General features: G+C 68.5%; 10 protein-coding genes. 9 read left to right on the top strand and 1 reads right to left on the bottom strand.

All coding sequences use genetic code 11. The annotated features are described in order from the left end of the window. Together ABFS34_14110 and ABFS34_14105 are read left to right on the top strand one after the other, a co-directional pair. Positions 1-479 (top strand): sigma-70 family RNA polymerase sigma factor (locus ABFS34_14110; GenBank protein MEN8376577.1); only part of this gene is annotated, 479 nt, incomplete at its 5' end. Beyond that, positions 476-1,033: a hypothetical protein gene (locus ABFS34_14105; protein ID MEN8376576.1), complete on the top strand. Its 558-nt coding sequence runs from the start codon at positions 476-478 to the stop codon at positions 1,031-1,033. The genes ABFS34_14110 and ABFS34_14105, both read left to right, overlap by 4 nt. A 593-nt stretch (positions 1,034-1,626) precedes the next feature. Here ABFS34_14105 and ABFS34_14100 read toward each other — a convergent pair. Further along, entirely contained in the window at positions 1,627-2,457 is an 831-nt protein-coding gene (locus tag ABFS34_14100; protein MEN8376575.1) for a hypothetical protein, read from the bottom strand. A 643-nt stretch (positions 2,458-3,100) separates the two neighbouring features. Between ABFS34_14100 and ABFS34_14095 the strand changes: the two genes are divergently transcribed. The 7 genes from ABFS34_14095 to ABFS34_14065 all read left to right on the top strand — a co-directional run bounded on the left by ABFS34_14095 (position 3,101) and on the right by ABFS34_14065 (position 11,572). Then, a complete protein-coding gene (locus ABFS34_14095) occupies positions 3,101-3,958 on the top strand; it encodes a sulfotransferase (GenBank protein ID MEN8376574.1) in 858 nt (285 codons plus the stop codon). 83 nt (positions 3,959-4,041) lie between these two features. Then, the gene (locus ABFS34_14090; GenBank protein MEN8376573.1) at positions 4,042-5,286 is read left to right on the top strand and encodes a M23 family metallopeptidase; all 1,245 of its coding nucleotides are present in this window, start codon (positions 4,042-4,044) and stop codon (positions 5,284-5,286) included. Between the two features lie 78 nt (positions 5,287-5,364). Next, entirely contained in the window at positions 5,365-7,332 is a 1,968-nt protein-coding gene (locus ABFS34_14085) for a gamma-glutamyltransferase (GenBank protein MEN8376572.1), read from the top strand. Between the two features lie 184 nt (positions 7,333-7,516). Beyond that, positions 7,517-9,103, top strand: coding sequence for a PKD domain-containing protein (locus ABFS34_14080; protein MEN8376571.1), 1,587 nt, complete (start codon positions 7,517-7,519; stop codon positions 9,101-9,103). 210 nt (positions 9,104-9,313) lie between these two features. After that, positions 9,314-10,063: a cysteine hydrolase gene (locus tag ABFS34_14075; protein ID MEN8376570.1), complete on the top strand. Its 750-nt coding sequence runs from the start codon at positions 9,314-9,316 to the stop codon at positions 10,061-10,063. Between the two features lie 247 nt (positions 10,064-10,310). Further along, the gene (locus ABFS34_14070; GenBank protein ID MEN8376569.1) at positions 10,311-11,057 is read left to right on the top strand and encodes a cytochrome c biogenesis protein CcdA; all 747 of its coding nucleotides are present in this window, start codon (positions 10,311-10,313) and stop codon (positions 11,055-11,057) included. Continuing rightward, positions 11,054-11,572 carry a TlpA disulfide reductase family protein gene (locus ABFS34_14065; GenBank protein MEN8376568.1) on the top strand — a complete coding sequence of 173 codons (519 nt, stop codon included), beginning with the start codon at positions 11,054-11,056 and terminating at the stop codon, positions 11,570-11,572. The genes ABFS34_14070 and ABFS34_14065 overlap by 4 nt, the downstream gene beginning before the upstream one ends. The last annotated feature ends 119 nt before the right edge of the window (positions 11,573-11,691 follow it).

The raw sequence follows: 11,691 nt of genomic DNA, 5'->3' as shown, positions 1-11,691 counted from the left end.
CCCTCTGGCGGCTGGCGCTGCGCCTCGCCCGCGGCGAAGAGGACGACGCCACGGACATCTTCCAGGAGACCTGGTTCCGGGCGACGGCTCGCCTGACTTCGTTTCACCACGACGCCCGGCTCGGACCCTGGCTGGCCGGCATCGCCTGGAACTGCTGGCGCGAGCGGCGTCGCGCGCGCGGGCCCGAGGCGGGCCCCTTCGACGACGCGGTCATCGGCGAGCCGGCCGCCGATCACGAGGCCCGACTCGATCTGCGAACCGCCGTGGACGCGCTTCCCGAGGGGTATCGGACCGTCCTGCTCATGCACGACCTCGAGGGCTACACGCACGCCGAGGTCGGCGCCGCGCTCGGGGTGAGCGCCGGTACGAGCAAGAGTCAGTTGTCCCGCGCCCGCGCCGCGCTCCGCGCTCGCCTGACGGCCCCCGCACACCAGGGGGCTCGTCGGAATCTGAATCCCGAACCCGATCCAGCGCCATGAGCACCCACCTCGATGATGATCCGCCGGAGGTCGACCTGTCTTCACTGAACGACGCGCCGACGCCCCCGGGATTGGAGCGGGGAGTGGTCGACGGACTCCGCTTCCGCGGAGCGTTCCGGCCGCCCAGGCGGATACCGCTGGCAGCGGCAGCCGCGGCCGTGTTCCTGGCGGGCGTCGGCGTGGGAGTCTGGGGGGTGCCGAGCGGTTCACCGGGTCTCGGCGACGATGCTTCCTCGGCCGAGCCCCTGTGGGCTGTCACGCTGCTGTCAGGCCCCGAGTACCGGGAGCCCCCGGCGGGGCAAGAGGCCTCGCGGGTGGCCGAGTACGCGGCGTGGGCGAACCAACTCGACCGGCAGGGGCGGCTCGTGCTGGCGGAGGAGCTCGGTGAACCGGTCGCTCGGTTGCCCGCCTCGAGCGATTTTGCCCCGGCGGCTCCCGTGGGGCTGTTCCTGATCCGAGCCGCGTCGGCCGCCGAGGCGTCGCGCGTTGCCGAGGGTGCTCCACACCTGGTCTACGGCGGAGGCATAGCGGTTCAGCCGGTCGTGCCCCATTGAGGTTCGCACGCGGCCGTCGGAAGAAGAGGGTTGTCCACATTCCGATGTTGACAACTTGCTGATATCGGTGGAAAAGCGTGTCCTGGGCTGACGATATCTCTGTGGAGCAGATCGTTACAATGACGTAAGCCGAGAGGATTCAATCGGTTACAATGTGGATACCCGCGCCCGCGATGCGGCCACCGGACCGTTACTCGCAAGTCGTTATCCCATAATAATTTACGACATCTCCAAGTTGCTTGACGAAGACCCTGCATCCCACTAGCTTGTTATCACACTCAAGGACTTGAGCGGTCAACCGAGTCACTTGAGGGACGCCGCCGAAAAGGACGCTTTTCCGGTCGGCTGCTCGCTGGGTGTTCGGTTCCAGTGGGCCGGCTGCGAGGTCACTGGCCGCAGCCGAAAAGCTCCCGATCAGGAGCGCCTGGTCGTCGAAGACCGCTCGACGAGTGGGGAGCAGGAAGCTGGGTTCGTGTCCGCCTCAGGGCGTGACCAACCGAACCAAAGCGAATTCGGCTTTCTGTCAGTGACTTGAGCCCCCGGTATCGGATTCGTCCGGTGTCGGGGGCTCTTGGTTTATACCCGTATTCTCCTCAGACTTCCAGCATCGAGCGCGCGCCTTCTACCGCGGCGGCGACGAAGTCGCGAACCGCTCGCTCCTGATCGGCGGAATCCCGGGCGGCGACTTCCGAAGCGTCCAGCACGGCGCCCACCCACCCCTCGGTATGCCATCGTCCTATCGGTAACTCTGGCAGAGAAGGAGACGCCGGCACGGGCCACACGTTGACGTACCAATACGGGTCGTCGTGGTCCTCGTCACCGGGGCTCAAGCCAACTCCCACCGAACGCGCGTCTTCGGGGTCTACCCCGACATCGTCCAGGACCAGAAGCGTGGCGATGTCGAAGTGATGGGGCCAGCACCGGACGGGACTCCACGACGGATTCCCGGCGGCGAGAACGTTCAACGCCAGGTGGGCGTCATGGAACCAGCGCGCGAGCTCCGCGTGAGCGGCGTCCGCCGGAGGAAAAACGCCGCCCGCTCTCAGCTCGTGCTGCGGGACCCGTGCCGGCTCAACCTCCAGCTTGCCGGCCGGACCCGCCCGCGCGCCCAGCCACTCGAGCGCGCCCTCCAGCGTCTCGCCGGGCAACGCCAGGCGAGCCTCGGTCCCGTACCGCAGCGTGAGCGAACCAGGGTGCAGAAAGAGCGGGGGCGCGTCCGCGTCCGCGGCGTCGGTGCCGAACTCCTGGGTTTCCGGGTGCCAGTAGAGCGCCGTGTGGGCGCCATCCGCTGCTTCAGGCACGAACTCGAGCGCGTACGCGCGCAACAATTGTGCTGCGGAGTGCAACACCAGCCGTGCGGGAAGCAGGTCGCCCCGCGCGACATCGTGAAGTGTCTGCCAAGCGGGCGCGGCGAGCGAGCCCATACCTGCCTCCTCTGTATTTTCGGCGCGGCGAGCCTGGGTGAGCAGCCGCGGTCCAGCGCAAGTTCCTGCCGCGCAAGCCGACCTCATTATCCACAACGCATCGTCGACAAATTGGCTGCCGCTGTGGATGCCGTGTGCGAAACCGCCGGATAGCGTGTGGATGATAATCGTTACAAACGGCTAATCGCGCGCGGACCAACAAGTTCCGGTGTGGAAATCCGGGCCCGCTGAGCCGCTAAACCTGACTTCGACGTAACTACGTACCGTGCAATAGTTTACAAGAATACCACGATCATTGACGACAGGGCTCCGGAGCCCTATCATGGTGTCAAGCGAGAGTGGTTCAGCGGTTGTAGGATCGCTCAAGCGCGGCCGTCGAGAAAGGACGCTTTTCTGGGCGGCGGCTCGCTGGGAAGTTCGGCCCAAGCGAGACGGTTGTGAGGTCACTGGCCGCAACCGAAGCCCTTGATCGAGGGCGACCTGAGTCGGGGACCGCCCGGCGACGGAGAGAGAGCGAGAGTCGCGCGTGTCTGAGGATGCGCACCGAACCCGAGAGCGGAGCTCGCACCTCGCCAGTGTCGAGAGCCCCCGGTGGTGGATTCGTCCGCCAGCGGGGGTTTTTGCATCCAGATCGGCCCGAAACGTGCTGGGCACCACCGCCATGATCGAGCCCAAGCAGGTTCTCGTCGACTTTTTGGCGTCGCGGCCCAGGGCGAGCCGGCTCATCCGATCGATCGCCCAACCGCGTTCCGTGCACGTCTACTGCATAGGCGCGCCCAAGACCGGCACGAAGTCCGTCGCGGCGGTTTTCGGCGCATCGTTTCGGGCTCGCCACGAAGGTCGCTATGCCGAGTTCGTCGAGCGCCTCCCCGGCCGCATCGCCGGACACGCGAGCGACAACCGCGACAGGCGCTGGCTGCGTGACCGAGACGCGACCATGTGGCTCGAATGCGAGTCGGCGCACCCGCTGGCCTGGTTCGCCGACCTGCTCGTAGCCGAGTTCCCCAACGCCAAATTCCTGCTGACCGTGCGCGACTGCCACTCCTGGCTGAACTCCGTTATCGATCAGCACCTGAACGTTCCCGAGCCGAGCACCAACCTGCGCGACGTCTACTACGGCGGTGAGGGGTTCGAGTACGAGACGGACGCGCTGCGTGAAATGGGCGAGTACCCGCTCGCGGCGTATCTCTCGTACTGGGCCCGGCACAACGAGAAGGTGCTGGACGCGGTTCCGGAGGAGCGGCTGCTCGTCGTCCCCACGCAGCGGCTGTCGCACAGCCTGAATCGCATCGCCGCGTTCGCGGGCACGGATCCCGGCAAGCTGCGGATCGGGGGCGACCACGTGCACAAGGCGCCGAAAAAGCACCGCGTCCTGGAGCGGGTCCCGCGGGCGCTTTTCCTCGCCAGGGTAGAGCAGCACTGCCGGTCGGTGATCGACAGGCTGTCGAGTCGACCGGAGCTTTCCGATTACGACCTGGTGGGCGCGCCGCAAGCCGTCTGAGGCGAGTCGCGTCCGGCGCCGCCTTCTCATATCTCTGACAATCCGTGTGGAACCTGGGGCGGGCGCTGCGCCTATGAGGGCCCATGCGACCCAGGATCGCCGCGAGAGCAAGCGGCCCAGCGCCGGACGCTGGAGGCCGCCGGCTGGAGCGGCCCGGCCCGCGCCAGGGAGCGCGCGTACGCGTGCTCATCGTCACTTCTTTGGCCGGTGTGCTGGCTCTGGGGTGCGAGGCGGCTACCGACCTCGTCACGCTGCCGCGCATCGACTCACCGCGCGAGGCGTACCGCGAAAGCCTGCGGCAGGCGCGTCTGGACGAGACCGCCCTGGGCCGCGACTGGGTGGTCGCGGGCGACAGGGCGCTGACGGATCCCATTCCGATCGAGCTGCCGCTCCGCGAGACCGCGTTCTTCCCCGCGGACTCGGCGGTGGCGCTCGGGTACCGCCTGCGTGGTCTACGCGGACGGCGCATCACCGCCACGATCGAGCTCCAGGGTCTGGCGCGCACCCGGGTGTACGCAGATCTGTACCGGGCGGCGCGAGACTCCCTGACCGCGCCTCGGCTCGTGGCGACGCTGGATTCCACGGCCCTCACGTTCTCGTGGGAGCCGCGCCGCGACCGCGACTTCGTGTTCAGGCTCCAGCCCGAGCTCCTGCGCTCGGGGACGATCACCGTCGAGTTGCGCTCGGAGCCGGCCCTGGCCTTCCCGGTAGAGGGGGGGTCGTGGGGAGCCGTCAGGAGCGTTTATGGAGACCCGCGGGATGGCGGCCGGCGCAGCCACCACGGCGTGGATATCTTCGCGTCCCGGGGGACCCCCGCCTTGGCGGCGGCGACCGGACGGGTCACACGCGTTCGCAACACGCCGCGCGGGGGCAAGACCGTCTGGCTCAGGGATGAGCAGCGGGAGCTGGCCATCTACTACGCGCACCTGGACAGCCAGGTCGTGTCGACCGGGCAGTGGGTCGAGCCAGGGGACACGCTCGGTTTCGTCGGCAATACCGGGAACGCGCGCACCACGCCACCGCATCTGCACTTCGGCGTCTATCGCCGGGGCGAGGGCCCCACGGACCCCGACCAGTGGCTGCGGGCCTGGGAGCCACGAGTGGCGGAGGTGACCGCGGACGCCGGGGCCCTCGGCGTACGCATGCGGCTAGCCGGGGAGGCGGTGCCTTTGCGGCTGTCCACGGGCGCGGGTGGGGCGCCGCGCGGCATCCCCGAGAACGCCGTTCTGCGGGTGTTGGCGGCCTCTGGTGGCGCGTATCGAGTGAGCCTGCCGGACGGGGAGACCGGATACGTCCGGCCGCGCGATCTGGAGCCGGCGGTGGACTGACGCGGTAGCCGGTCGCGAGCGTGGCCGCGCGACCATATCATGTCGCTCCCACAGTCATCGACCCGGGAGACGTTCGCCATGTTCGCGTACCCTTCGCAGCGCTCGCGCCACGCCGCAGCGCACCGCTCGCCCCGCGCCCACGCTCCCCGACGCCGATCCCGTTCGCTGGGAACGACCGTGCTCCTGGGCGCCGCTTGGGCGCTGTTCGCCGCGCCCGCCGCAGGCCAGGGGCGGCCGAACCGACCCGTGCTGCACGGCCAGGAGTGGATTGCCATCACCGGCAAGCCGCTGGCCGCCACCGCCGGCGCCATGGTCTTCCAGAAGGGTGGCAACGCGGTCGACGCCGCGGCCGCGATGCTGGCGGCCACCTCGACCATGTGGGACGTCCTGTCCTGGGGCGGAGAAACCCAGGCGCTGATTTACGACCCGCGCACCCGCGAGGTGGTGGGCATAAACGGGCTGGGCGTGGCTCCCTCCGGGTCCACGCCGGAGTTTTTCCGCAGCCGGGGCATGCGCCATCCTCCGCGGTTCGGCCCGCTGGCGGCCGTGACTCCGGGCACGCCGGGCGCGCTCATGGTGATGGTAGCCGAGTACGGCACTCTGTCGCTTGCCGACGTACTCGAGCCCGCCATACGGATGGCGGACGGCTACCCCATCGAGGGCCAGGCCGTGCGCTCGATTCGCCGCTTCCGCGATGAGATAGAGCAGTGGCCCGCGTCGATGGACGTGTTCTTACCCAACGAGGTGGACGGCGAGCGGGAGCCGCCCGAGCCGGGGGCGATCTTTCGGCAGGCGAACCTGGCCACGACCCTGCGCAAGCTGGTGCAGGCGGAGCGCGAGGCGCTGGCCGGAGGCGCGAGCCGCGCGGAGGCCATCATGGCGGCGTACGACCGTTTCTACCGCGGCGACATCGCCCGGGAGTTCGTGCGCGGCGCCAACGAGCTGGGCTCCCCCATGACGGTCGCCGACCTGGCGGACTGGAGCGTGCGCATCGAGGAGCCGGTCAAGACGTCCTACAAGGGCATCGACGTCTACAAGCTCACGACGTGGACGCAGGGCCCCGTGCTGCTGCAGATGCTCAATCTGCTGGAGCCGCTGGACCTGGCCGGCCTGGGCTACAACAGCGCCAACTACGTGCACACGGTCTACCAGGCGATGAGCCGCGCGTACGCGGACCGCGACTTCTACTACGGGGATCCCTACTCGGCGCCGGCCGAGCCCGTCGCCGGACTCCTGTCCAAGGAGTACGCGCGTGCGCGCATGGAGGACTTCGATCCCGACCAGAACGACGCGCGCGTGAAGCCCGGCGATCCGTATCTCTTCCAGGAGGGCGACAACCCGTTCCTGGACCTGCTGCAGCATTGGCCGCTCGACCTGGACACGATCGCGAGACCGGCCAGCGCGGCGCAGGCGCTGCTGGAGGGGGATCGCGGAGAGGCCGGCGACTGGTGGGAGTTGGCGGCCACAGGTACGACCTCGATTCAGGCGGCCGACGCTTCCGGGTGGGTGGTGTCAGTGACCCCGTCGGGCGGCTGGATTCCGGCCGTCATCGCCGGCGGCACGGGGATCGGCATGAGCCAACGCGCCCAGAGCTTCGTGGTGGACGAGGTGGAGAACCCCTACAACGTGATCGCGCCCGGCAAGCGGCCGCGCGTCACGCTGACCCCCAGCATGGCGCTCAAGGACGGCGAGCCCTTCCTGTCCTTCTCGATCCAGGGCGGGGACTTCCAGGATCAGAATAGCCTGCAGTTCTTCCTGAACGTGGTGGAGTTCGGCATGGAGGTGAACGAGGCAGCCGAGGCGGCGAACTTCCATACGGCGCAGCTGCACAATTCGTTCGGCGATCACGAGCGGGTGGCGGGGGGCCTGTCGCTGAACTCCGCCACGCCGCCGTGGGTGGTCGACGAGCTGCGGTCACGCGGCTATGGGATCAGCTTCGTGGACCGCACGTCGGGGCCGATGACGGCGATCCGCTTCGACCGCGAGCACGGCACCTTCTGGGGCGCGGCGAGCGACCACGGGGAGGACTGGGGGATCGCCTGGTGAAGGAGCCCCGGCGACGGCGAGCCAGGAGACGTCGTTCTTGACGCGCGCCTATTCCAGGGGCAACTCTGCATGTGTCGAAGTCGGCCCGTCGGTCGTCGCATCTTGAGCGGCGATCGGTGCGCTCTCCCCCCGGCGCCGATTTCGCACAGCAGGCCTGGCATACAGCCATCGGGAGGAATCCGCCATGCATCGTTTCAGTTCACCCGGCGCGGCGACGATCGCCGCGGCGGCGCTAGTGCTGTCCGCCTGTTCGGACGTCAATGACAGCCTATCGCCGGACACCCCGGCCGACATAGACGCCGCGCGCATCCCCGCGCACGCCCAGGGATCGCCCCCGGATCGCGCGGCAATCGCGGCCGCCGTTCCGGAATTCGGCGGAGTCTTCCTGGACGACGGTGCACCGACGGTCTACCTGACCGACACCAGTAGGCGCCCCCAGGTCGAGGGCGCGTTGTCCGCCTGGCTGGCGCAGGAGGGGTACGCTCCTGGACAGGTCCGCGTACGGCGGGGCGATTTCGACTACCTCCAACTCTCGGAATGGTTCGAAGGCCTGACCCGCGGCGCATTCGCCGCCGGGGATGTCGTGTTCACGGACCTTCGCGAGAGCGAGAACCGCATCGTCGTCGGCGTGAGCACGCCGGGGGCCGAGGGACCCATCCGAGCGCTCGCGTCGGGGCTGGGGATCTCTCCCGAGGCGCTGGTCGTGGAGGAAGCGGAGCCCATCCTGGCGCTGCAGAGTCTCCAGGGCACTTTCGATCCCATGGCCGGCGGCATTCAGATCCACTTCCCGGGCTTTCTGTGCACGCTCGGCTTCGGCGTGGGAGGCGGAGGCACCGCGACGCATTTCGTCACGAATTCACATTGCACGACTACGCGGGGGGGTGTGGAGGGGACGCCGTACTGGCAGCCGCTCTCAACCTCGGAGCCAGCCCAGATCGGCACGGAGGCGGCCGACCCCGCCTTCTTTTCCGGCGGTGGCTGCCCTGGCGGTAGCGTGTGCAGGCGGAGCGACGCGGCGCTGATTCAGCTTACCGGAGCCCGAGCGTTCGCGCTCGGGGCGATCGCGCGGCCGCTGAGCCTGGGATCTCTCGATGCCCAGGGGACATGGGCGATCTCGGAGCAGCGCGGCGGTGCCGTCGGTACGAGTTGCGGGCTCGAGGGCGCGATTGTCTTCAAGGTGGGACGAACCACCGGCTACACTCGCGGAAGGCTCCGGGGGAGCTGCATTCACGTGGGCGTTAGCGGCACCAACATCGTGATGCTGTTTCAGGAGCTGGTGGACCGCATCAGCCCGCGCGATCGTCAGATCGTCGGTTCCGGCGACAGCGGCTCACCCACGTTCACGGAACTCGGGGGAGGCGACGTCCGCCTCGAGGGGATCCTGTGGGGTGGAAACGGGCCCGGCTCGTTGTGGGTGTTCAGCCCCATGCCCAACATCGTAGCCGAGCTCGGCGCTCTCAACGCGGTCGGGGGCGGGAGCCCGCCGCCGCCGCCGCCACCGCCCGCGGGCCTGAACGCGGCGTTCAGCTTCGACTGCTCGAACAGCGACACGTGCTCGTTCGATGCCAGCGCGTCCACAGGCGTGGGTACGCTGAGCTACGCCTGGGACTTCGACGATGGCTCTAACGGCAACGGCGTATCGCCCTCGCATATCTATGGTGGAGCGGGAGACTTCGTAGTCGAGCTCACGGTGACCGACGACAACGGCAGCGACACGGCCATGGCCGCGATCGCGTGTCGGCAGCGCGGGCCCAACCTGCGCTGCAAGTAGCCGGCACACCTGACGCTTCGGGCCAAACGAATCCGAAGCGCATGGTGTGCGCGCGATGATCGCGAGCGGCCGGGGTGCATGCCCCGGCCGTTTCGCATGCACCCCGCGGCAGCGCCCTCCGGGTAGCATCGATTTCCTTGCGGGGGGCCGCGTCCGGCATTACTGTGCTACTTCTAGTTACGGTTTATCCCAGGACCCTGGAGAACACGCATGAGCAAACGACCGATCGCCGCCGGCGCGTTTCTGGTCGCCGTATTGGTGCTGGTACCGGCGGGGCTGTTGGCGCAGCTACCGGACCCCGGCATGGAGGTGGACACCGAGAACACGGCGCTGGTGATCACCGACCCGCAGAACGACTTCCTGAGCCCCGAAGGCGTGACCTGGGGCGTGGTGGGAGAGAGCGTAACGGAGAACAACACGGTGGAGAATCTCGAGCGCCTGCTCGCGAGCGCCAAAGAGCAGGGCATGCAGGTGTTCGTCTCGCCGCACTACTACTACCCGACCGACCACGGCTGGCAGTTCGGCGGCGCGCTGGAAGTGCTCATGCACAACATCGGCATGTTCGATCGGGTGAGCCCGCTGAGCCTGGAGGGCTTCGAGGGATCGGGCGCCGACTGGCTGGAGCAATACAAGCCCTACCTGGAGGACGGCGAGACGGTCATTACGAGCCCGCACAAGGTGTACGGGCCGGAGACCAACGACCTGGTGCTCCAGCTGCGCAAGCGCGGCATCGACCGGGTGATCCTGGCCGGCATGTCGGCGAACCTGTGCACCGAGGCGCACATGCGCGAGCTGCTCGAGCAGGGCTTCGAGGTGGCGGTGGTCAAGGACGCGACCGCCGCGGCCAAGCTGCCCGAGCTCGACGGCTACCAGAGCGCCGTGGCCAACTTCCGCTTCATGGCCAACGCCCTCTGGGACACCAACACCGCCGTAGAAAAAATCACCGCGGCGGGAGAGTAGGCGTTTCCTGTGGCCCGCCGCGCCGTCGCAGGCGCGGCGGGCCGGGAGCCCTGGCGTCGACCGCGGTGGCTGAAGCCTCGCATTCGTTTCCAGGTGAGGGAAGAAGGGAGCCCCACCCGGCCCAGACTGGAATGGGGCTCCGGCACGTCGGCCTCCCCGGCCCGGTTGTTGGAAGCGCGGACCCGCGCTAGGGTCCCCCCGGACGTAGCGGTCCCCGGACGGGCCGACCAACCCCGAACCACGCCACATGCAGCTTTTTACGATGACCGGGCCCGCCCTCCTGACGGGCTTGACGCAGGTTCCGCTGGGGGATTCTCTCCAGGGCAGTCCGTTGCTGGCCATGCCCCTGCTGTTCGCGGCGGGGGTGCTGACAAGCCTGACGCCCTGCGTCTATCCGATGATTCCCATCGCCGCTGCTGCGCTGTCCGGGGTCGAGACCGAGGCCAGGTCGAAGGGCCGGATCATCACCCTCACCGCCGCCTACGTCCTTGGCCTTGCGCTGCTGTATGCCACCATGGGCCTGATCGCGGGACTCACGGGGACGATCTTCGGCACGGTTTCGGCGAGCCCGTGGGCGAGCCTCGCCGCCGGGAACCTGCTGATCCTGTTCGGGTTGGCAATGTTGGATGTGATTCCCGTTCGGGCTCCGCGCAGGCTGGAGGCGTGGGCGGGAGGGCTGGGAGGTGGATCCATCCCGGCCGTCTTCGTGCTGGGGGCAACCTCGGGCGTGGTCGCCGCCCCGTGTGGGGCACCCGCTTTCGCCGCGGTGCTGACCTGGGTGGGGACCGTCGGGAGCCCGACGTTGGGCTTCGTCTACCTGTTCGTGTTCTCGCTCGGGATGACGGCGCTCCTGGTGGCCGTAGGGCTGTCCGCCGGGACCCTGTCCCGGCTGCCGCGCTCGGGCGCGTGGATGGTGCGGATCAAGCGCATTGCGGGGCTGATCATGTTTCTCGTTGCCGAGTACTACCTGGTGCGCGCGGGCTACGCGCTGTGAACGGCGCCGCCAGGACCTGGTTGGGGCGGGTGGCGGCCGGCGTCGCCTTCGGCGCGGCCTGCGCGGGCCCGGCGGCGGCGCAGCACGTCGGCATCGCCATCGGGGAGGTGCCGGAGGCGGTTCTGCTGGAGGACCTGGAAGGTAATCCGGTGAGCCTGGGGGAATACATCGGCCAGGGGCCGGCCCTGGTGCAGTTCTGGGCGACCTGGTGCGAGGTATGCGCCGCCCTCGAGCCGCGCTTGCGCGTAGCCGCTGAAACCTGGGGCGAGGATGTGGACTTCGTGCTGGTAGCGGTCGGGGTCAATCAGAATCCTCGCAGGATTCGCCGCTACATGAGCCGGCACCCGTTGCACGGCAGGGTTCTGTGGGACGGACGAGGGCGCGCCACCAGGGCTTTCATGGCCCCCACGACGGGCTTCCTCGTCCTGCTCGACCGTGAGGGAAGGGTAGTCTACACAGGGGTGGGAGAAGATCAGGAGTTCGAGCCGGCCATCGCCCGCGTACTGAAGGAGTAGGGCACCCCGGCGCGGGGAACACGCACACCACGACATCCAGGGGGGCGACGTGCACGCGTCGCCACCCCTCTGACGCTATTTGGCAGGAGGTATGGTCATGCTGCGGAGCTCAGCGGGCA

It is taken from the genome of Gemmatimonadota bacterium, from assembly GCA_039715185.1.
Classification (GTDB): Bacteria; Gemmatimonadota; Gemmatimonadetes; order Longimicrobiales; family RSA9; genus DATHRK01.
This window is presented reverse-complemented; position numbering and strand designations above follow the sequence as displayed.

Excerpts from the sequence above, each read along its gene's own strand:
- ABFS34_14105 (MEN8376576.1), top strand. The coding sequence starts at position 476 with ATGAGCACCCACCTCGATGATGATCCGCCGGAGGTCGACCTGTCTTCA.
- ABFS34_14070 (MEN8376569.1), top strand. The coding sequence starts at position 10,311 with ATGCAGCTTTTTACGATGACCGGGCCCGCCCTCCTGACGGGCTTGACG.
- ABFS34_14085 (MEN8376572.1), top strand. The coding sequence starts at position 5,365 with ATGTTCGCGTACCCTTCGCAGCGCTCGCGCCACGCCGCAGCGCACCGC.
- ABFS34_14090 (MEN8376573.1), top strand. The coding sequence starts at position 4,042 with ATGCGACCCAGGATCGCCGCGAGAGCAAGCGGCCCAGCGCCGGACGCT.
- ABFS34_14075 (MEN8376570.1), top strand. The coding sequence starts at position 9,314 with ATGAGCAAACGACCGATCGCCGCCGGCGCGTTTCTGGTCGCCGTATTG.
- ABFS34_14100 (MEN8376575.1), bottom strand. The coding sequence starts at position 2,457 with ATGGGCTCGCTCGCCGCGCCCGCTTGGCAGACACTTCACGATGTCGCG.
- ABFS34_14080 (MEN8376571.1), top strand. The coding sequence starts at position 7,517 with ATGCATCGTTTCAGTTCACCCGGCGCGGCGACGATCGCCGCGGCGGCG.